This is a genomic window from Nocardia sp. NPDC004860 (genome assembly GCF_040609015.1).
Taxonomy (GTDB): Bacteria; Actinomycetota; Actinomycetes; order Mycobacteriales; family Mycobacteriaceae; genus Nocardia.
In genome coordinates this window covers 113,856-134,263 of record NZ_JBEXJI010000017.1, presented here as the reverse complement: position 1 = coordinate 134,263, position 20,408 = coordinate 113,856, and the positions used below count along the sequence as shown (strand labels likewise).

Sequence of the window (20,408 nt, the reverse complement as noted above, 5' to 3'; positions counted from 1 at the left end):
GCCGCCCGCGACATCTGCGCACGGCGCAGATCTTCGCTTCACCACCGGCGCTTGCACCACCCCAGGGGATCGAATCCCCCTCCTTTCTCGAGGGCGAGCTGGGGCTACCTGCGGCCATAGTGTGATGTCAACCACCCAGAAGAACCTGCTGGGAGGTGAAGTCGAAGGACGCAGGAGGAGCCATGCCAACCACGGTCCAGGCCCGCTCAACGGAGAGCCGGCCTCCCGCACCCCGCACGATCAGCGGCGCGACCACGGCGGTCGCGAAGGACCTCGGTCGCCTTGTCCTGCAGTGTGAGGACCGGCCGCGCATCATCGCCGCCATCTCTCAGTTCCTGTCCGACCACGACGCGAACATCGTCGAGTCCGACCAGGCTACGACTGATCCAGAAGGTGGCCGGTTCTTCCTTCGAATGACCTTCCGCCGCGACGATCTGCCGGTGCACCTCGAAGACATCGAGAGAAGCTTCGCGCAGACAATGGCGGAACGGTTCGACGATGCCGAATGGCGATTCACCGAGGCGGCAACCCCGAAACGAGTCGCGATCATGGTCTCCAAGACCGATCACTGCGTACTTGACCTGTTGTGGCGCGCCCGCCGGGGCGAGATACCGATCGACATCGGGCTGGTCATCTCCAATCACCCTGACCTGGCTGCGGATGTGCGCAGCTTCGGCGTGCCTTTCGTGCACATTCCGGTAGACCGGAACGACAAGCCCGCCGCTGAGGAGAAGCAGCTGCAATTGCTGTCCGGCAATTTCGATCTCGTGGTAATGGCGCGCTACATGCAGATCTTGTCCGCCGATTTTCTGGAACGTATCGGCTGTCCGGTCATCAACATCCACCACTCGTTCCTCCCGGCGTTCGCCGGCGCGGGCCCATACGAGCGAGCGAAGGACCGTGGTGTCAAGCTCATCGGCGCGACCGCTCACTACGCGACCGAGGACCTCGACGAGGGCCCCATCATCGAACAGGACGTCGTGCGTGTAACTCATGCACTTGATGTCGCGGGTTTGACACGCCGTGGTGCCGACGTGGAGCGCGCTGTGCTGACCCGCGCGGTCCAGTGGCACTGCGAGGACCGTGTCTTGCGGTATGGCAACTCGACGGTGGTGTTCGCACGATGACCGCCACATTGATCGACGGCAAGGAACTTGCGGGAATTCTTCGCAGAGAGGTAGCCAATCGCATCGCCGCGTCGGCGATAACGCCTGGCCTCGCCACTGTCCTGGTCGGCGACGACCCGGCCTCGGGAATCTACGTCGCGAGCAAGCGCAGGCTGTCGGTCGCGGCCGGGATACGTGACCATCATCGACACCTACCCAGTGACGTCACCCAGGGCGAACTGGAGCGGGTAGTCGACGAACTCAACTCCGACGCCGAGGTCGACGGCATCCTGGTCCAGCTGCCATTGCCCGCCCATCTCGACACTGCTGCCGTGATCGCCCGAATCGATCCTGACAAGGATGTCGACGGGCTGACCGAGGTCAGCGCCGGTCGATTGGCACTGAACCGGCCCGGCCTGCAGCCATGCACGCCGTCGGGTGTGATTCGGCTTCTCGACTGGGTAGGGGTCGACATCAAAGGCACGCGCGCTGTAGTGGTCGGACGATCGGATCTCGTGGGGCGGCCTCAGGCGCAACTATTGCTCGCGCGAGACGCGACGGTCACTGTGTGTCATCGCTACACCACAGATCTCGCCTCGGTGACGCGAACGGCCGACATCCTGGTTGTCGCGGCTGGAGTTCCGCGACTGGTCGGAGCCCAGCACATCAAGCCAGGCGCTGCGGTCATCGACGTCGGAATTCATCGTACCGACGACGGCCTGTGCGGAGATGTCGATTTCGATGCCGCACGACAAGTGGCCGGCTTCGTGACACCCGTGCCCGGCGGAGTAGGACCGATGACGATCGCCTCACTCCTGCAGAACACCGTCACAGCCGCGGAGCTTCATCGCCGCCGCCGGTGACCCGAGGTTCGCACCAAGCACCTGCGGACGGGTCGCATCACTGTGCCCGCTGAACCTATCCGCTTTTGAGATCAAGGAATACCGACGTGCCCTATGGGAAAGACGACCTGCGCTCGCGCCTGACGACCACGCCTGCAATCGCCGGGGAGCCTTGCGCAGCGCCCCAGTACTTCGATTTCACGCTCCTCGAGCCCGAAGTGGCCGAACACGGTAGCCGAACGTGGTGGGTTCGCGGTCAGAACTTCGCGCTCGCCTACACCGTTGCCCAGCCCGGTGACATGCTGACCCGTCACGGCCAGCCGGACGAATACGTTGCGCTGTTCCCGACAGAACCGGCCAAGGCCCGTGTGACCACAAAGTCCGATTGGACTGAGGTGAATGCCGCGACGCTGGTGGTGGTGCCACCCGGAGACAGCGCGGTTGAGGTCGAGCAGGAGACGCATGTGGTGCGTTTGTTCTCGGCCGCATCCACAGACTTGCTCGTGAAGTGCCGAAATTATGCCGAATACGAAGAGCCACATGCCAACGTCACGCCGTTCATCCCTTGGCCGGAACCTGCCGACGGATATCGGCTGCGCGCCTACCGGATCGCGGACTATCCCTACAAAGAAGGGCGTTTCGCCAGGATTTTTCGGTGCAGCACATTCATGGTGAACGTTTTCGACCCCGATTTGGCGCCCCGTGATCCCGCCAAACTGTCTCCTCACGCGCACGCCGATTTCGAGCAATGCTCGTTGGCGGTGCGAGGTGAGTACACCCATCATATCCGTTCGCCGTGGATGTCCGATCTCGCGACATGGCGCGAGGACGAGCATGTGCGCACGGCGAGCCCGTCAGTGGCGATCATTCCGCCACCGTCGATTCACACCAGCCAGTCGATGAGCCAAGCGGGCAATCAACTCATCGATATCTTCTGCCCGCCGCGCGTCGACTTCTCCGCACAACCGGGCTGGGTCATCAACGCCGCAGAGTATCCGCCACCTTCCGATGGGAGCTGCGGTGAATGACAGTTTCGCCGACCTATTGCGTCGGTCGAATCGAACTTTGTTCGGTACCTGGGTGAAGATGCCGACTACTGTCAGCGTGGAGCTGCTCGCGCTGGCGGGTTTCGATTTCGTCGTCATCGACATGGAGCACGCTCCACTGGGACCGGAGACCGTCCACGAGCTGATCGGAGCCGCGCGGGGTCATCGCATGCCCCCGCTGGTGCGGGTGCCGGATCATCAGGCCTCGACGATCTCGCGGGTGCTCGATTCGGGTGCCGCGGGAGTGATTGTGCCGCATGTCGACAGCGCGGCGGAAGCCGCAGCGGTGATCTCGGCGGCTCGATTCCCACCTCAGGGATCTCGTGGTTTCGGACCGACGGTCCGAGCCGGTGCTTGGGGCGCCGACGTCGAAACCTACCACGCGGCTGGGACCGAAGCCTTCGTCGCCCTCCAGCTCGAAAGCCGCGCAGCGATCGATGAAGCGTGCGCAATTGGAACTACGGCTGGCATCGGCGGGCTGTTTATCGGGCCGGTCGACTTGGCGATCGCTACCGGCCTGGCACCGGACTCCGCACCGTTTCACGAACTCGTGAACTTGGCGGAGTCGACCGCCAAACGTCTCGGAATCCCGCTCGGTACCGCGATCGGCGCCGATACCGCGGCAGCTCGTGAACTCGCTCACCGCTACGACTTCGTTCTCCTGGCCAATGATGCTTCGTTGCTCCGCGCGGCCGGTACCGAACTGATGACGACGCTCGTAGCGCGCTGACCAAATACCACCGACCCCATCCGCGGGCGATTGCCAGCGGATGACACAGAAAGAATGCTCGAGGAGGAGCAATGGCAATCAATCGGATCGATCACGCCGCCGTGAGGGTCAACGACCTTGGACAAGCCCTGGAATGGTACGAAGGCGTCCTCGGCCTCACTGTCTTGGACCGAAACTCCGAGCGAGCATTGCTGGCCTGCTCCGGCGAAGAAGCCGACCTCACCCTCATCAACGGCGGCCAGAGCGTCGTCAGCTTCGCCTTCGGCGTCGATCACGGCGACGACATCGATGAGGTCGTGTCGCGCCTGAAGGCCAACAGCGTCGAGTTCGAGCGCTACAAGGAGCCTGACCGCCCGGGTCACGGGGAGATTCTCGGCTTCGACCTGCCCAGCGGACACCGGATGGAATTCGTTGTGGGATACGGCAACCGAGTCGCGGGCAAAACCAACACGAAGTCAGACGGCGGCTTCCGGCCGACCGACATCGACCACATCAACCTACTCGGCGAGGCTGACCCGAGGGAGGTGTCGGACTTCATGAAGATGGTCCTGGGCTTCAAGCAGTCTCTTGCGCTGACGATGGCCGGCAAGTGGGCGGCGTCCTGGTTGCGTGCGACCAAGCTCGACCACGACATCGCCTACATGCAGGCCCAGCGTTCCTCGGACCGCCTGCACCACATCGCGTTCGCTGTAGAAGACGGCAACCACTACTTCCGTCTCAGCGATCGGCTGGTCGAGACAGGCAATCGCTGGGAATTCGGTCCCGGCCGCCACATGGGCGGAATCCCTCGTGACACTCACGGATTCGGAACGAACTGCTTTGCCTACGCGTTCGACCCGACCGGTAATCGCAACGAGTTCAGCGCCGGCATGAACGAGTTCGAGGACCACGAGTACTACATGGCCGAGACCAGTCCCGAAAAGTTCCCGGAGATCATGAACGGCTGGGCATACAACATGCCCGAGACCTTCATGACGATCGGCTCGTAAGCTCCCTTGGTGAAGCCGTGACCAATTCAGGACACACGACGCTGCATAGCAGAGCCGCCATCGTCGAGGCCGTACACCGAAGCTGGTGGAACGTCGATCGAGAACTCGGAGTCGGAAGCGAACTTCAGTTCGTTGAGGACGGAGTCTGCGTGATGCCCGCACTCACGATGCGTGGTCGAAGCGAAATCGCCGAAGGGTACGCGAAACGGCAGGCCAATGGACCCCGGCTGTCGCGGCACTTGGTGTCGAACTTGGTCACCGCGACCACGAATACCGATCGTGCCTCAGCAACCTATGTGCTCTCCCTGTTCGCTGCCAACGGCGTCGCTCCCCTCGAGGTGACCTCGCCCTCGGCCATCTGCGACGTCGAAGACCGTTTCGTCCTCACCGCTGGCGGGTGGCTGATCGAAAGCCGCCGACTCACAGCCGTGTTCGTAGCGCCGGGCAACGACTCGGTCATGTTGCGGGGCAGAGGAAATCGATGACCTCGAGGCTTGCCGGACCCGCCCCAATCGTGCTGCTGCACGGTTGGGGCGGGTCGTACGCCACTACTTGGCGTGGGTCGCGCTTGGAGAAGGTACTGAAGGGTGCAGGCCGCGAGGTACTGGAACTCGACCTGCCCGGCCATGGCATACGGCCGGCGTCCCACAGCCCCGCGGACTATGAGTTCCTCACCGACCAGATTGACGAGGCGCTTCCGCCAGACATTGTGCTTGACGGCGTCGGGTTCTCGCTGGGCGGCAAACTGCTTCTGCAACTGGCTGTCCAGCATCCTCGTCGATTCCGGCGGCTCGTGATCGGCGGTGTCGGCGCAAATCTGTTCCGCCCGGAGGCCGGCGAGGCCGTATCGCGAGCTCTGATTCAGGGTTTGGGCCCGGATGCGCCCGATGCGCTGCGATCGGTCGTGGCGGAGGCGCTTGCCTCCGGAAACGATCCGCTGGCTATGGCAGCTGTGGTCCGCAGGCCACCGCGCCTGGTCAGTCGGGATGCGCTGGCCACGATTCGCTCCGAAGTTCTGCTGGTAGTCGGAAGCAACGACCGGATCGCGGACGGTGCCGATCCTCTGGCGCGGGCAATACCGTCCGCACGCACGATCATCGTAGAAGGGCTCGACCACACATCCACGCCCTCGTCGACCGAATTTCAGGACCAGGCCGCTGGCTTCGTCCTCGCGAACGAGCTCGACGACCGGTAGGCCTGTGCCACACCGCCCCGCGCAACACCGGTCATGTACCAGTGCTCCCCATCAGACGCCCGACCGCCAACGGCAGGACAACGCCCAGATCGTGGCTGAAGTGCGCTGACTACCCATTACCACCCATTCACACCCTCATGTGGAGGTCACATGCCTGAAGCAGTCATCGTTTCCGCGGCACGCTCACCTATTGGACGCGCACGGAAAGGGACGCTCATCTCGGCACGCCCCGACGACCTCGCCTGCCAGGTCGTTCGTGCTGCGCTGAGCCGCGTTCCGGAACTGGATCCAGTCGACATCGACGACATCCTGCTGGGCTGTGGTCTGCCCGGCGGTGAACAGGGCAACAACCTGGCGCGAGTGATCGCCACCCTGCTCGGTTTGGACACCGTCCCAGGCACGACGATCAACCGGTACTGCTCGTCTTCGGTGCAAACCACCCGGATGGCGCTGCACGCCATCAAGGCTGGTGAAGGCGATGTATTCGTCTCAGCGGGGGTCGAAACCGTCTCTCGGTTCGACAGAGGAAGCTCCGACTCCCTACCCGAAACCCAGAACCCGCTCTTTGATCAAGCGCAGACCCGGACAATTACCCATGCAGAGCAGGGGGCTGATTACTGGGTGGACCCCCGCGAGAAGGGTCTCCTGCCGGATGTCTACATCGCCATGGGGCAGACCGCGGAGAATGTGGCGCGGTTACGAGGGGTGAGCCGCGACGAGATGGACCGGTTCGCTGCTCGTTCCCAGAACCTCGCCGAGAAGGCAATCGCTGACGGGTTTTTCGCCCGCGAGATCACACCGGTCACGTTGGCCGACGGAACGACGGTCAGCGCTGACGACTGCCCGCGGCCGGGTGTCACGCTTGAGGCTCTATCTGGGCTCAAGCCGGCTTTTCGGCCAAACGGCTTGGTCACTGCCGGAAACTGCTGCCCGCTCAACGATGGCGCCGCAGCCTTGATCATTATGTCCGATGTGAAAGCCCGCGCGCTCGGCATCACACCGTTGGCGCGGATCATATCGACTGGGGTGACCGCGCTCTCACCCGAAATCATGGGGCTCGGCCCGGTCGAAGCATCCCGGCGTGCGTTGGAGCGCGCCGGAATGACGATCGACGACGTCGATCTGGTCGAAATCAACGAGGCATTCGCCGCCCAGGTCATCCCGTCCGCACAGGACTTGGGCATCGATCCGTTCGGCGACAAGCTGAACGTGCACGGTGGCGCAATCGCTCTCGGCCACCCGTTTGGCATGACAGGCGCTCGAATTGCCGCCACCCTACTCAACGGCCTGCAGGCCATGGACAAGAGTGTGGGACTGGAAACCATGTGCGTTGGCGGCGGTCAAGGCATGGCAATGGTCATCGAGCGCCTCGCATGAGTGCCTCTGCCTGAGCACAGCCTCAGATGTGTCGCAAAACCGAAAGTACTTGTCAGGGCACGAGAAACCTGCACTGTGCCGGCCTTCTCGATCTCTCCCGAGCATTCGGCCCACCCCCCTGGGGGCGAAATCCTCTCGTCTGGAGAGGGCGAGTCATCCAGCGTCCGATCATAGCGTGGCCAGTACGAAACGATCGACGGCGCCGGGCTCGTCAACCACACCGAGAATGTCTGGACCGCCGACCGCTACAACACGGCGTAGAGCAAAATGAGATCGACGGGCATCGCCCGAAGATGCCGAATCCTGTTGCCGAAACGCCTTCGCTCGAACATTTTCGTCTTCGCGCGAAAGTAACCACAGTGACCTCGGGTGATAGCCGTGCAACAACTAATGCATCTAAAAGAAGATCTGCCTCGGAGTCGAGAACGTCTGGAGGTCCCCGCAATCGCGGGATTGCCCGCAGCCAGCCGGAGTTTGGTGATGGGCATCCTGAATGTCACGCCCGATTCGTTCTCTGACGGCGTTCCGAATGCTCAGGTTGGGGCGCTGATCGCCCGCGGCCTTCGTTTGGCCGCAGATGGGGCTGACATCGTCGATGTCGGTGGTGAATCGACCCGGCCGCACGCAGCGCGCGTCTCCGCGGGAGAGGAGCTACGCCGGGTCCTGCCTGTGGTGCGGGAATTGGCTGTCGCAGGCGTCACCGTCAGCATCGACACGATGCGTGCACGCGTGGCCGTTGCGTGGCGACGTCATGCTAGTCAGCGGCCGTGTTTCATTCGAATTGACGCAGAAGGCCGTAATGGCTGGGGTGCCGATTCTGGCCGCGGTCTCGGCTCCCACATCCCTCGCAATAGAACTCGCTCAAGAAGCAGGACTCACGCTGGTGGGCTTTCTTCGCGGACAGTCTATGCACGTCTGCACCCACGCAAGCCCCATCCGATGACAGCGACGCCACCCCCGACCCGGTCACCACATTCCAGCCGGCCACACCCAGTCGTTCGGCAACACAGCCAGGAGCTGACTCCCCTTGTGCCTAGTCCTGAAAGGTCGACATGGTTTCGGGCGCGGCCATGAGAGATGGGTCATGGTTTCCGCCCTGCGGAGATGTGCACCTGCGGATCTGGCTGGGCGGCACGGTCTTTGACTTCAAGGCCGCCGCAGCGGCGGCACGCAATTTGATCCAGGATTGGAGACGAAATCATTGGTGCACAATCGAATTACTTCCCGGCTCGATCGAAGACTTTCTGCTGCTGCCACGGTTGCCGTGCGAAGGACTCTTTCTCGGGCCATGACCACCAGGGCCGACTACAGAAGGAACCCTCCCCGACACGGCACTAGGTAACCAGGTACTGCAAGCAAAGCCAGTGGCGACCGAACCTTCTGACTTCTGCCCTACGGAGAAATGCCATGGACCTTCTGATTGCTGTCTACCTCGTCCTAATGAGCGCCTACATCGTTGCGCTGGCACTGACCCGCCCCTCCACGCACTATCGGCGCGGCGCGCCCACTTCTGGACGAGCCCACCGCCATATTCCGAGTAGCGGATCCTTGGCAGCTCATCGGCCACTGTGAGCAACCTCCCGCTGCGCCACTGACACCGGACAACGCTCACACGGTGATGCGGTTGCACCGGCAGTGCCGAGCGGACACCTGCCGCCGCAAACCGCGTTTCAAGAGTTGGTGTCAGCCGGCCGTCTGGTTACCGACCAGCGAGCCGAGGGGTATGTCTCATGAACCCCTTTCTCGGTTCGCCGAATTGGCGATCAGCGGCGCGAGTCGTCACGGACCCCGGGAAAAGAGATCGATCCTGCTCCAGCCGAACAAGAAACGACCTTCGAGGATAGGCCGAGGCCATTTCGGCGGCAGCTTCAGTCTCTCGGCTGCTGCCCCGCGGTTGCGGCACAGCAGCTCCGAGACGTCGTGCAGGCCAGCCGGTCTGAACAGTCACTGGATGGTGATCTGGGTCGGTCAACGGCGGGAGCGGAGGGTGGATTGCGGGGTCACCGGACGATCATGGACCACCGATGTCGCCTCAGCGTCAGAGGCGAATCTGGGCCGTCGAACTTCGACGGCCAATTTGGGCCATCTCGACCAGCGACCTTTGCACCCGCACCCGCGCAACGCTCTAACCCTCTAACCCGCGCTCTCGATGTAATCCGCGGAAGGCACGCTGCCAGTTCGGCACTACTATTCGCTTGGGAATCGCTGATCTAGTTCTTGGAGCGCTGGTAAGCGTCAACGATCTCGGCCGGGATGCGACCGCGCGTAGAAACCTGGTACCCCTGAGCGCGCGCCCATTGGCGGATAGCCGTGCTCTCCTCACGGTCCACGGTCGGCTGGTTACGCCCAGCTGCGGGAGCTTTGTTGGTGCGCTTGGAACGACCGACCTTGCGGGCCTTGTCAGTCCACGGTTGCAGGGTCTCCCGCAGCCGCCCGGCGTTCTCGTTCGACAGGTCGATCTCGAAGTCGCTTCCGTCGATCGAGAAGTAGACGGTCTGGTCGGCCCTCGATTCGTTGTCGTAGTCGTCTACGAGAGTTACGGTGACCTTCTTTGCCATGGACAGCCCTTCCGTGAATGACTTGTTCGAGGAGGCGGGTGATGCCCGCGACCACCCCGGGTTCAAGGTGAGATTACAGCGCGGGGTGACCCGCCTCTTGTCCTACTGTGGCCCTGGCGATTAGGCCGTCGTTGCCACGGTCAGGTCATCGATATCGGAACGTCGGGATCGGCCAGCCGCCCGGAATGCATTGTGTTGCGTTCCGCATCGCGCGGCGGGTCGCCGCGAGTCCCTTCGGCCGGTCGGCCCAGAGACCGCGGCCACGCAGCCGTTGGCAGCCAGCCAGCAGCCGTGGGAGCTCCGATGTGCTGCTCGCGCCACTGGACTCGGAGTGCGACTTTGGCCACGTCCTGGCCGCTTAACGATCGTGGATGCCGTCCCTCAGGAGAGACCACCCTGGCGATCAAGGAGGGCTAGAATCATCCGGCCAGCAGCATGAGCGCCAATTCCAGACCAGAGCGATCCTGCATCGGAGTGGTGCGCGAGGTCAGAACTTCGGGCCCGCACCCCGCCTTGCAGGCCGCGTGGTCCACCAACGCTGAATCGTCCTCGGCTATCTGGACTTCCAGGAACCTTTCGAGCTGGGCCATTCCAGCGGCAACGTCCTCAGCAGACGGGCCGGCGGCCAGGCGGCCGAGGACACGTTCGACACGATCTCGAACCCTCGGCATGCTCCCGGAACACGCGCTCTTGGTAGAACTCACCGTCGTCGATCATTGGCTCTGGTCCTCCGGCCTGGTCGGGGTCGGCGGTGGAGATGACCGCTGAATTAGCAGGGCCCTCAAGAGTTTCCCGCAGACCAGCCGCGATATCGAGCTTCTGGGCACGTTCAGCGTCGGATTCCGAGCTGCGCTCCCGAAGCCACGGGTCGACGCACTCAGTTTCGGATTGCGAATCGTTGCTCTGGGTTCGCCCTTCTCGCATCGACGGGTGTCGTTCGGCCGCTGCACATTCGGTGATGGCCGGCCGTTCGATGGTTGCTCACTGCTGGTTTCGTCGCTGCTGCACGAATAGCAGGATCACTGTCAAGCAGCCCAGCCGAGTGCGTAGAACACCGCCCAGATGGGACTGCAATCGTTGATCAGAAGTGTGATGCCGAGTGCGGCGAGGCCAACAGAGAGGCCGGCGGGTTGGATCCAGCGGTTCATGATCGATCACCCTTCGGTGTTGAGCCGCAACCAAGCATCGGTCAGATACAAGTTCACTCGGATCGTCCAGGACAATGGCGGTCGCGTAGAGCGAGATCAGTTGCAAGACAGGCGAGGAACCCTCGATATCGCCGTTAATAACCTGAGCTGAATTCTAAGCGCGCGACCAAGCTGCCTTGCGTGGCGTCGACGGTCACAGCCAGGTAGAAGTCATCGGACACCGATTCCGGATGGATCGAGCGCGGCCGGTGGGGTGGAGCGCGACCTGAGGTGTCGCTGCCCGAAGGGGAAAGGCCACTGTGATGACACAGGTTGCCAGCCAGACCATAGTCGAGGTCCGAACTTCTCTCGGAGACAGGCAATCCGGTGATCGGCCTGCGCTCGATCGGTGGGAATGTTCGCTGCGGTTCGCGCGGCCATAGTTGTCCTAGGAATTCGCACCGATGCGTTACGGCTGTGGAACGGGTGGTTACGGCAGGAGCAGATCACTCGAGACCGGCATGCAGGAGCCGTCCGACCTGCCCCACGCGTGTCTGACTGGGCCATGCCCCAGCACCACAACCACGACCGGGCCGGAATGCGTCAGATCGAAGTCGGAATCCCGTGCCACGAGGACTGGCCCCTCCGCGTTGTGGCGGGCACCGGACGACTCCCATGCAAGGGGCGACCCGGCAAATGCCAGGCTCGGCGACAGCGCCGCGGCCCGGACTTCCACCATCCGCACAAAACACTCTACCGTCGGAAAACTCTATACCCCCAAGGGTTTCCAGAGAGCCTTCCAGGCGGACCGCCTTGGGCGGAGACGGTCAAGAACTGTCCAAGATCTCTGCCGCCCACGCAACCGTCACGCCATCTGGACCCGCGACGCCCATGCAGGACAAACTCGACAACAGGATACCGGCCGCGATGAAACAGCGGGATTCGAGGACAGAGGCGCCGGTCAATTCACGGATGAGGGCGTATATGTCCGCGGAGCGCCGTCGGACCGCCTCGCCGATAGCCGGATCGGCGGCAGCGGCGATGCCCTGCAAAAAGATGCGGGGCAGCACGGTGTGCGCGAGCAGGTCATGATACCGCTGCCCCATGGCGGCGAGCCGCTGCTGGGATGTCGTACCCGTGGCAGCGCCGGTACGCAGCGTCTCTTCGATACTGTCGTAGGCACGCTCCAGCGCGGCAAGGAAGAGCCGCTGTTTGGTGCCACACAGCCGGATGACGTAGGCCTGAGAAATACCAGCGCGGCGCGCGATCTCGTCCGTTCCCGTACCGGCGTAGCCGTATTCGGCAAACGCACCGATCGCGGCCGCCAGCATCTGCTCACCGCGCTGTTCAGCGGTCATGCGCGACCTCACCATGACCGCTGGCACCCCTGGCACCGGCGGACCTGGAACAGCATTTTGACGTAGGTACTGATCAGCTGTGCCATGGCCCGCAGTGACCGTGGCGAGACGACCGTCGATCAGACGGACTCGGTTTCACCAGGATTCATCTCGACCGGAGGTTTGCGGCGGCATGCGTGGCGGTCTCCTTCGAGTCGAGATGCATCAGTCGGTCTGTCGCCCAAGCCTTCACAGCGTTGAGGCCACGCGGGTGCCCTGGTCGATGGCGCGCTTGGCGTCCAGTTCGGCCGCAACATCGGCACCGCCGATCAGGTGTGGAGTAAGTCCCCGGGCAACGAGCTGGTCATGGAGGGCGCGCTCGGATTCCTGTCCGGTGCACAGGATTACGTTGTCCACAGCGAGCACGTGCTTCTCGCCCTCGACACGGTAGTGCAGTCCCTCGTCGTCGATGCGGTCGTAGCTGGCGCCGGCGATCATGGCCACACCTCGGTGTTTGAGTTCGGTGCGGTGGATCCAACCGGTAGTCTTGCCCAGCCCGGCACCGACTTTGCTCGTCTTGCGTTGCAGCAGGGTCACCGTACGGCGTGATGGGCGACGTGTCGGCACGGTCAGTCCACCGGGGCCCCGCTGTTCGATGTCCACGCCCCAGCCGGCGAGGAAGGTGGCGATGTCCTCAGTGGCATGATCGTCTGGGTCGGTGAGGAATTCGGCGACGTCGAATCCGATGCCGCCGGCACCGAGAATCGCCACACGCTCGCCGACGGGGGCCTTGTCGCGCAGAACGTCCAGGTATCCCAGGACCTTCGGATGATCGGCACCGGCCAATTCAGGAAGGCGAGGGAGGGTGCCGGTGGCCAGCACGATCTCGTCGAAGGTGTCGGTGAGATCGTCGGCGGTCACGCTGGTGCCGAGCCGGACTTCGACTCCGGTGGTGTCGAGCCGGTTGCGAAAGTAGCGCAGTGTCTCGTCGAACTCCTGTTTGCCGGGGACCTCGCGGGCGACGTTCAATTGGCCGCCGATGCGTTCGGCCGCGTCGAAAAGCGTTACCCGGTGGCCACATTCGGCGGCTGCCACTGCACACGCGAGCCCTGCCGGACCTGCACCGACGACAGCCACAGACTTGGCCTGACGTGTCGGCCCCAGTACCAGTTCGGTCTCGTGGCAGGCGCGTGGATTGACCAGGCACGAGGTGATCTTGAACGTAAAGGTGTGGTCCAGGCATGCCTGATTGCACCCGATGCAGGTGTTGATCGCTTCGGGCGTGCCAGCGGCGGTCTTGGCAACGAAGTTCGAATCGGCCAGGAATGGGCGGGCCAGAGAGACCATGTCGGCGTAGCCCTCGGCGAGCAGTTCCTCGGCCTTGTCGGGGGTGTTGATGCGGTTGCTGGCGACCAGCGGCACTGAGACGGCGCCCATCAGCTTCTTGGTGACCCAGGCATACGCACCCCGAGGCACCGAGGTGGCGATGGTCGGAATCCGGGCTTCGTGCCATCCGATCCCGGTATTGATGATGGACGCGCCGGCGGCATCGATTTCTTTTGCGAGGGTGACGACCTCGTCGAACGTGGAGCCGTCGGGGACGAGGTCCAGCATCGATAGCCGGTAGACGATGATGAAGTCCTGGCCCACCGCTTCGCGCATGCGACGCACGATCTCCACCGGGAATCGCATCCGATTCTCATAGGATCCGCCCCACCGATCGCTGCGGTGGTTGGTGCAGCTGGCGATGAACTCGTTGATGAGGTAACCCTCCGAGCCCATCACCTCGACACCGTCGTAGCCGGCGCGCTTGGCCAGCAACGCGCACCGGACATAGTCGGCGATGGTTTGCTCGACCTCGGCGTCGGTGAGTTCGCGCGGTACATGCGCGCTGATCGGAGCCTGGATCGGGCTGGGTGCAACGAGTCCGGGGTGGTGGGCGTAGCGCCCGACATGCAGGATCTGCATCGCGATCTTGCCGCCGGCGGCGTGCACGGCGTCGGTGACCACCCGATGCTGCGCGGCTTCCTCGACGGTGGTCATCTTGGCGCCGCTGATGGCGGCGCGACCGGCTTCGTTCGGCGCAATGCCCCCGGTGACGATCAGACCCACGCCGCCACGCGCGCGTTCGGCGTAGAACGCCGCCATCCGCTCGAACCCGTCCGGCGCTTCTTCCAGGCCGACGTGCATCGACCCCATCACGACACGGTTGCGCAGCGTCGTGAAGCCCAGGTCGAGAGGTTCCAGCAGCCGCGGATACAGTGAAACCATCAGATACTCCATTAGTCAATTTGTTGATTAATGGAGAATGCTAGCGTCAGGCGGGTCGCCATGCAACGGGTCCCGAGTAGGTGGTCCACCTCGGTGGGAAGTCACGCCCGGCCAGGCGCGCCTACTCGGCGCGCTCGTGCCCGCTATTTCGGTTGATTCGGCGTCCAACTCGCTCAGCAGTTCGCTGGCGCGGACAGCGGACTCGAGGTCACCGAGTACGGCAAGCAAGGTGTGGTGGAGTCCACCTGGCCGGAGGTGCGCCGAGAAAACGCGTCGAGCAGGCGATCGGTGGGATAGACCAGGGTTCGGCGCCGATCGACCGGGTCGGCATCGACGTAGTGCATCGCACGTTCGGTCCAGCGGGCGACGCGCACCTATTCACGGCACTCATCACAACCATCGACACCCTGCCGGCCAATGGATCCTGGCAATGCCGCCACCCCGAGCCGCCCCGGCGACGACGCTGCGACCCACCAGTGCGGCGCCGAGTGCGCACAGGCGAAGACAGCCGCACGGTGAGACCTAGGCGGGCGCGGATGCGCGCCGATCGATGACCGATAGCGTGAACTCGGCCCAACGAATGTTCTCCTGTTCGAAGGCGATCCCGCGCAGCAACGTCAGATACGTGCCAACCCGCTCGGCCTCCTCGAGAAACGCCTGCTCGCTGCGGCCGTTCAGCAAACGTGTGCGCAAGCGTTCGTGGCGGTTCAGCTTCGCCGTCGACCACTCAAGCTGCTCGGCCACCACCGCCCGCACCTGCGGCGCATCCTCGGCCTCCATGCTCTGGACCTTGACCATCATCTCGTCACGGATCGCCGTGGGCTTAGCGGGTTCGGCGATGAACTCACGCAACGCCGCCCGCCCAGCCGGGGTGATCGAGTGCAGGCGTTTGTTCGGTCGGCGCTCCTGCTGCACGATCCGGGTCTCGATCAGGCCTTCTGCCGCCATCCGCTCGAGCTCCTTGTACAGCTGCTGTGGTGTGGCCATCCAGAAGTTGGCAACCGATGCATCGAAGCCCTTGGCTAGGTCGTAGCCGGATGCCTCACCCTCTAGCAGTGCGGCCAGCACCGCGTTTCGTAGCGCCATCACCCAAATCTACCAGTTCAAGAGACTATTCAACTATTTTGCAGATGAAGGCTAGGCATGCACTGTAAGATGCGCTGATTTCACTAGAAATGTATACAAATAATTGACTACATGGGTAGGGTTTTGGCTCCGTGTCGAACGGCCATGGAGGTTAGCGACTGAAACAGCGATCGAGGCATTGCTGGCCGAGAACGGGGGGTTTGCCAGCCCAGTGCCTTCAAGTCCTATGCTGGCAAGGTCATCGTCGCAGCTATTCTGCGCGGCGCATCGACGAGGCCGACGGTCGCGATCATGCCCTGATCGTCGGGGCCAAGGTGGAGGGGCAAGCACGTCACCGGCTGTGACTTCCTGCATATCGACGAGATGGCCGGATCGACGACTTCATGGTCATAGTACGACCGCTCTCGCTCGCCACCGCCCTCTCGGCTCGAATGGGCGAGCGGTTCGAGCGCATCGAGGCCGAGGGGACGCCTAGGTTCTGTCTCGAAGTGTTGAGGGCGGGCCTGTGGCCCGCCCTCAACTGTGTCGGAGCCACTGATTGATGACAGCGATATGGATCGTGGCCTGGTAGCGGACAGCGAGTTTGTCGAACCGGGTAGCCACTGCCCGATGCTGTTTGAGCTGGTTGATGCCCCGCTCGACGGCGTTGCGGTCCCGGTAGAGGACCGGGTCGAACGCCGGTGGCCGCCCGCCGGCACTGCCACGACGGCGCCGATGCGCGGCCTGGTCGGCCGGGACCGGGATCGTTGCTTTGATCCCGTGTCGCCGCAACCATTCCCGGTTGGCGCGACTGGAATACGCCTTGTCGGCCAGCACCCGATCTGGTCGCGCCCGCGCCCGCCCACCACCGAGTCTCGGCACCGAAATGCTATCGAGCACCGCGGTGAACTGTGGACTGTCACCGGCCTGCCCTGCGGTGACCAGCACCGACAGCACCCGGCAGTCCCGGTCACACGCCAGATGCAACTTGCTGGTCCACCCGCCACGCGAACGCCCCAACCCATGATCGGCGGGCTCGTACTCACTCGGCCCGGCCGGCGGTTCACCCCTGCCCGCCACTGTCATGGCGGGCACCGGCGGCATGCGGGTGCGCCCGGGCGGTCGTCGAGTCGACGCTGACCTGCCAGTCGATCACCCCGGCCGCGTCGGCCAGAACTTGCAGTGACGTGACGATCGCGGCCCACGACCCGGCCCGCTGCCAGCGGCGGAACAACGCATACACCGCTTGCCACGACCCGTATTCGGCTGGAACGTCACGCCACGGCACCCCGGCCCGGCACCGCCACCGGATCCCGTCGATGAGCTGCCGTTTCGTCCACTTCGGCGGGCGTCCCGCCTTCTTCCCGCAGGGCAGCAACGGCTCTAACCGGGCCCATTGGGCATCGGTCAGGTCCGCTCGCCCCGCCACCGCTACGCTGGTCAACGAGGTCTCCGGTTGGTCTCCGGTTTTGCTTGGTCGCTAAACCACCTACCGGAGACCTCGCCTATACGCCAACGCGGCCAACAACTTTCATCAAACATGCTGATGGGGCGGCACCGCTGCGCGGTGCCACCCCATCACTCACTTCGAGACACAACCTAGCCCCCACGCGACCCGACATCCAGTCGCAGCGGTTGCCTGTGGGCGCAGTTGCATAGCTGCACCCGCAAGTGCTTCGCTGACCCCCAAGCGCTCAGTGTCGATCAACCGGGACCGCTACTACACGATACCCAACACCATAAATAGAAAAATAATTGATTAACGAGCTAATTTGCTCTTCATGCTTGCCGACCGCTTCTCGTGCGCGGCGAGTGCACCGACCTACTCCCGCTTGCCGGCCCCGGAGACAGTCCGACCGAGAGTGTCGGCGACGGGGACAACCGTGCGGGACTTCGCGGCACCACCGAAGAAGAAATCGCCGTCGGCTTGAAACAACCATGGCGCGCTTGCATTCAGATCTCGCTCACACAACGCGCGGACCTGGGACCACCGTCGAGCAATCCGGCTGCAGCAGTTGATCGAGATGGGTATAAACGGCACGCCAATTCTGATCACTTCACGCTATGCCACGTGGGGGTCAGTATTCACGCGCTCCCGACAATGGGCAGGTATGCCTCGCGCACGCAGGGTGGGTTTGGTTGCGTTCGGTTGAATCGCAACGCGACAGACCGCAACCCGACGCCATTCTGGTAACTTCGCCCTATACCGGAAACCCGCCACACAGCGCTTGGTCTCGACGTCGCCTCGGTCAAACAGACTGGTTGGGTAAGTGGCGCCCGCCCGGATTACATTCCAGTGACGTCCAGGAACCCCAATCCTGCGAAATATGCCTCCGTGCTGCACTTTTCAGCTGGTTCCTGCGAGGTAGTGCCGTAGTGCCGGCGCGAGTCGACATCAGGGCACGCGCCGACTTGCCCCATTGATCCGCGCGCCTCCGCAAGATGAGTCCTACTGCCGCAATTGCGATCGCGTCGGGCAGTTCAGCGCCATACACCAACTGTCACCGACTTCTATCGGCGCCTGCTGGCCGAGAACCTCTATGTGTCCTCTGTGATCATTCCGGTGTCAACTGTGTGCGGGCCGGCTCCGCTCGGCGATCCAGGCGGCGATCTGGGCGTCGCCTTGCCGGTTTGGATCGGGCGTCAATTTCGGTACGTCAAGCGGCAGTTCTCAGTGGCCATCGTTCGTGAGCGGGCTCGCCTTGCGTTTGGCGACCATCGCAAGACTCGCCGGTTGGATGTCCGTTCCGAACTGGGGGCTCAATGGGGCTCAAATCCACTGGTGGGGCAATGAGGTGAATCGAGACTGCCCCCATGGTCGGGGCCGGTCGTGCATCAGTGCATATCAGGGCGGCCGGTGAGAGCGTGGTGCTCGTGGCGAATGACGTCGTCCTCAGGGATCAGGAGAGCGACGGCGTAAGCCGACGACACACATGGGGTGAAATTCAGATCAGAACTCGTTGATGCGGTACATACGCATCTTCGCATACAGCGTCGTTCGGGAGATGCCGAGTTCCTTGGCGGCTTGAGCTTTGTTGCCGTCGCAGGTGCGTAGGACGTGGAAGATGACGTCCCGCTCCGCCTGATGCAAGGGGCGCTGCGGTGCCGAAGCCGTCCGTCCTGACGTAACGGTGGCAGGCAGGTCCGCTACAGCGATCGCTCCTACTTGCCGACCTCCCCTGGCATGCTCCAGGGCCCCGCGCAGTTCCCGCAGGTTTCCCGGCCAATTGTGCCTTGCCAGCGCTGCCTCCGCAGCTGGGGTAAGGAAGAGATTGGTCCCCATATCAGCGAGCATCTGGTGGGCCAAGGTCAGGATCTGGTCGCGGCGTGCGAACAGCGGAAGCGTCTCCTCGCAGCTGGTTGCCAGGGCTGCGACCGCGGCTGGGCGGACTGGCAGGAGGTTTCGTGGCCCCGAGATCATCACGAGCTCGGGGCCGCGGTCCAGTTCGACCTGTTGCACCAGGATGTCGAGTAGCACGTCGGAGAGCAACTCGATTCCGTCGATGATCACGGTGCCGGCCGGTGACAACATCGCTTGGCGGAACTGCAGTGCCCACTCCTGATCGCCGTTCAACAGGGCTGCGGCTGCATTGAGAACAGTGACAGGAGTGTTGGTCGCGATCTGCCGCGCCCGTGTTGTTCTGCCCGAGCCGGGCGGTCCCGCGACGAGTGTCGGCCCATTGTATGGCGAGCCAGGCAACCGCAGGGGAGTGGTGACGTGCTTGCTCCTCTGAGGCTCGATCCGCAACAAGGCGGCCGAGCATCTGGGGTCCAGGACGTCGGCATACACCCGGGCGGTTTGACCCGAGACCAAGCGCAACTCGGTCTGCGCGCTGACAGATCCTCGCAGCTCCTCCACCAGAATCCGGAGGTGTGCGACATCGGACGAGGTCAAAAGGTCCTGGGCGGTTCGATTCGAGACCGTCATGTCGTCCCCGAATGCAACGAGGGCAGAGCGGCTGCGCAGCGCTGCTTCCCGGAACGCCGCCATTATCCGCGAGTCGGAGGTTCGACTGCGCTCCTGTAGCCGGCGCTGGATGTCCTTGACGGCGTGCTCGAGTAGCGGACGCAACAACGGGCTCGCGTCCGCCGAGAAAGACGAGATGTCCAGCACACCCTCCACGCGGCGCGTCAAGGGGTTTCGGATGGGATGGCCATAGCAGCTGAAGTCTTTGAGCCCGTCTGCGAAGTGCTCCTCACCATGGATGACTACCGCTTCCCGCGTCTCCAGCGCCGTCCCAGGTGCGTTCGTGCCGATGCGGGTTTCGAGCAGGCTGGCCCCCAAGTCGATCCCGACGGCGTCGAAGGCGGTGGCTACTGCTCTCCGCCCGCAGATGCGGTGCACGACTCGACACTCACGGTCGACGAGCAGGGAGGCGTAGGCAGTGTCCGCAAGATTCGCTCTCAACTCCTCCAGCACTGGCTGTGAGGCTTCGAGCAGGGGAGTTCGATGCGAATGTCCGTCCGGCGTGAGCGCCTCGAGCGCATGCGAGGGATCTACCCCCGCCAAACCTGAGCGGTACCACGATGCCTTGATGACACCGCGCGACGGCGGAATCGTCGCACTGGTCACAAATGCTCCTCGTACCGGGAATGCATGAGCAGTCATCGGAGAAGAGTGACCGCCGCTACATAGTGTGACATGACTGATCCGTTGACAACCAGCGCGACGCGGCGTTGCGCGGAAGCCCAGCTCACCCGCCGGAGCGTGGTGAACAAGTATGTCCCTCACGGCGTGAGTCAATGTCGGTTGAATGGTGGATCT

General features: G+C 63.4%; 16 protein-coding genes and 2 pseudogenes. 10 read left to right on the top strand and 8 right to left on the bottom strand.

Features of this window, described 5'->3' with window-relative positions; translation table 11 throughout:
* The first annotated feature begins 182 nt into the window (after nt 1-182).
* The 10 genes and pseudogenes from purU to ABZV44_RS27580 form a co-directional block, all read left to right on the top strand.
* The gene (purU, locus tag ABZV44_RS27625) at nt 183-1,127 is read left to right on the top strand and encodes a formyltetrahydrofolate deformylase (protein WP_354842118.1); all 945 of its coding nucleotides are present in this window, start codon (nt 183-185) and stop codon (nt 1,125-1,127) included.
* Entirely contained in the window at nt 1,124-1,969 is an 846-nt protein-coding gene (gene folD, locus ABZV44_RS27620; RefSeq protein ID WP_354842115.1) for a bifunctional methylenetetrahydrofolate dehydrogenase/methenyltetrahydrofolate cyclohydrolase FolD, read from the top strand. The genes purU and folD overlap by 4 nt, the downstream gene beginning before the upstream one ends.
* Nucleotides 1,970-2,055: 86 nt before the next feature.
* The gene (locus tag ABZV44_RS27615; RefSeq protein WP_354842112.1) at nt 2,056-2,976 is read left to right on the top strand and encodes a hypothetical protein; all 921 of its coding nucleotides are present in this window, start codon (nt 2,056-2,058) and stop codon (nt 2,974-2,976) included.
* Nucleotides 2,969-3,724, top strand: coding sequence for an aldolase/citrate lyase family protein (locus tag ABZV44_RS27610; RefSeq protein WP_354842110.1), 756 nt, complete (start codon nt 2,969-2,971; stop codon nt 3,722-3,724). Before ABZV44_RS27615 ends, ABZV44_RS27610 begins: the two co-directional genes overlap by 8 nt.
* A gap of 71 nt (nt 3,725-3,795) precedes the next feature.
* A complete protein-coding gene (locus tag ABZV44_RS27605) occupies nt 3,796-4,713 on the top strand; it encodes a VOC family protein (protein WP_354842107.1) in 918 nt (305 codons plus the stop codon).
* Between the two features lie 17 nt (nt 4,714-4,730).
* Nucleotides 4,731-5,198 (top strand): nuclear transport factor 2 family protein, encoded by a 468-nt coding sequence (locus ABZV44_RS27600; RefSeq protein ID WP_354842104.1) that lies wholly within the window; start codon nt 4,731-4,733, stop codon nt 5,196-5,198.
* A complete protein-coding gene (locus tag ABZV44_RS27595) occupies nt 5,195-5,908 on the top strand; it encodes an alpha/beta fold hydrolase (protein ID WP_354842102.1) in 714 nt (237 codons plus the stop codon). The genes ABZV44_RS27600 and ABZV44_RS27595 overlap by 4 nt, the downstream gene beginning before the upstream one ends.
* Before the next feature lie 150 nt (nt 5,909-6,058).
* On the top strand, nt 6,059-7,285 hold the full coding sequence (locus ABZV44_RS27590; RefSeq protein WP_354842099.1) for an acetyl-CoA C-acetyltransferase: 1,227 nt from the start codon (nt 6,059-6,061) through the stop codon (nt 7,283-7,285).
* A 390-nt stretch (nt 7,286-7,675) separates the two neighbouring features.
* Nucleotides 7,676-7,960 (top strand): annotated as a pseudogene (locus tag ABZV44_RS27585) (dihydropteroate synthase); the annotation flags it as partial.
* Between the two features lie 58 nt (nt 7,961-8,018).
* Nucleotides 8,019-8,228 (top strand): annotated as a pseudogene (locus tag ABZV44_RS27580) (formate dehydrogenase accessory sulfurtransferase FdhD); the annotation flags it as partial.
* A gap of 1,267 nt (nt 8,229-9,495) precedes the next feature.
* Here ABZV44_RS27580 and ABZV44_RS27575 read toward each other — a convergent pair.
* The 8 genes from ABZV44_RS27575 to ABZV44_RS27540 all read right to left on the bottom strand — a co-directional run bounded on the left by ABZV44_RS27575 (nt 9,496) and on the right by ABZV44_RS27540 (nt 20,216).
* Complete coding sequence (locus ABZV44_RS27575) at nt 9,496-9,843, bottom strand: Lsr2 family protein (RefSeq protein WP_354842096.1); 348 nt, start codon at nt 9,841-9,843, stop codon at nt 9,496-9,498.
* Nucleotides 9,844-10,262: 419 nt separating this feature from the next.
* Nucleotides 10,263-10,433 (bottom strand): hypothetical protein, encoded by a 171-nt coding sequence (locus ABZV44_RS27570; RefSeq protein WP_354842093.1) that lies wholly within the window; start codon nt 10,431-10,433, stop codon nt 10,263-10,265.
* 435 nt (nt 10,434-10,868) lie between these two features.
* Entirely contained in the window at nt 10,869-10,991 is a 123-nt protein-coding gene (locus tag ABZV44_RS27565; RefSeq protein ID WP_354842090.1) for a hypothetical protein, read from the bottom strand.
* 806 nt (nt 10,992-11,797) lie between these two features.
* The gene (locus ABZV44_RS27560) at nt 11,798-12,328 is read right to left on the bottom strand and encodes a TetR/AcrR family transcriptional regulator (protein WP_354842087.1); all 531 of its coding nucleotides are present in this window, start codon (nt 12,326-12,328) and stop codon (nt 11,798-11,800) included.
* Nucleotides 12,329-12,556: 228 nt separating this feature from the next.
* Nucleotides 12,557-14,578: an NADPH-dependent 2,4-dienoyl-CoA reductase gene (locus tag ABZV44_RS27555; protein WP_354842085.1), complete on the bottom strand. Its 2,022-nt coding sequence runs from the start codon at nt 14,576-14,578 to the stop codon at nt 12,557-12,559.
* 522 nt (nt 14,579-15,100) lie between these two features.
* Nucleotides 15,101-15,664, bottom strand: a complete 564-nt coding sequence (locus ABZV44_RS27550; protein WP_354842082.1) for a PadR family transcriptional regulator — start codon at nt 15,662-15,664, stop codon at nt 15,101-15,103.
* A 516-nt stretch (nt 15,665-16,180) separates the two neighbouring features.
* Nucleotides 16,181-17,087 (bottom strand): IS5 family transposase gene (locus ABZV44_RS27545; RefSeq protein ID WP_354842079.1). Its coding sequence is split into 2 segments (ribosomal slippage): nt 16,181-16,729 and nt 16,731-17,087, totalling 906 coding nucleotides; the frame shifts between segments, so codons are not numbered across the junction.
* A 1,506-nt stretch (nt 17,088-18,593) separates the two neighbouring features.
* A complete protein-coding gene (locus ABZV44_RS27540) occupies nt 18,594-20,216 on the bottom strand; it encodes a helix-turn-helix domain-containing protein (RefSeq protein ID WP_354842076.1) in 1,623 nt (540 codons plus the stop codon).
* Nucleotides 20,217-20,408 lie beyond the last annotated feature (192 nt).

Excerpts from the sequence above, each read along its gene's own strand:
- ABZV44_RS27555 (WP_354842085.1), bottom strand. The coding sequence starts at position 14,578 with ATGGTTTCACTGTATCCGCGGCTGCTGGAACCTCTCGACCTGGGCTTC.
- ABZV44_RS27575 (WP_354842096.1), bottom strand. The coding sequence starts at position 9,843 with ATGGCAAAGAAGGTCACCGTAACTCTCGTAGACGACTACGACAACGAA.
- ABZV44_RS27550 (WP_354842082.1), bottom strand. The coding sequence starts at position 15,664 with ATGGCGCTACGAAACGCGGTGCTGGCCGCACTGCTAGAGGGTGAGGCA.
- ABZV44_RS27590 (WP_354842099.1), top strand. The coding sequence starts at position 6,059 with ATGCCTGAAGCAGTCATCGTTTCCGCGGCACGCTCACCTATTGGACGC.
- ABZV44_RS27570 (WP_354842093.1), bottom strand. The coding sequence starts at position 10,433 with ATGGCCCAGCTCGAAAGGTTCCTGGAAGTCCAGATAGCCGAGGACGAT.
- folD (WP_354842115.1), top strand. The coding sequence starts at position 1,124 with ATGACCGCCACATTGATCGACGGCAAGGAACTTGCGGGAATTCTTCGC.
- purU (WP_354842118.1), top strand. The coding sequence starts at position 183 with ATGCCAACCACGGTCCAGGCCCGCTCAACGGAGAGCCGGCCTCCCGCA.
- ABZV44_RS27560 (WP_354842087.1), bottom strand. The coding sequence starts at position 12,328 with ATGACCGCTGAACAGCGCGGTGAGCAGATGCTGGCGGCCGCGATCGGT.
- ABZV44_RS27595 (WP_354842102.1), top strand. The coding sequence starts at position 5,195 with ATGACCTCGAGGCTTGCCGGACCCGCCCCAATCGTGCTGCTGCACGGT.
- ABZV44_RS27605 (WP_354842107.1), top strand. The coding sequence starts at position 3,796 with ATGGCAATCAATCGGATCGATCACGCCGCCGTGAGGGTCAACGACCTT.
- ABZV44_RS27565 (WP_354842090.1), bottom strand. The coding sequence starts at position 10,991 with ATGAACCGCTGGATCCAACCCGCCGGCCTCTCTGTTGGCCTCGCCGCA.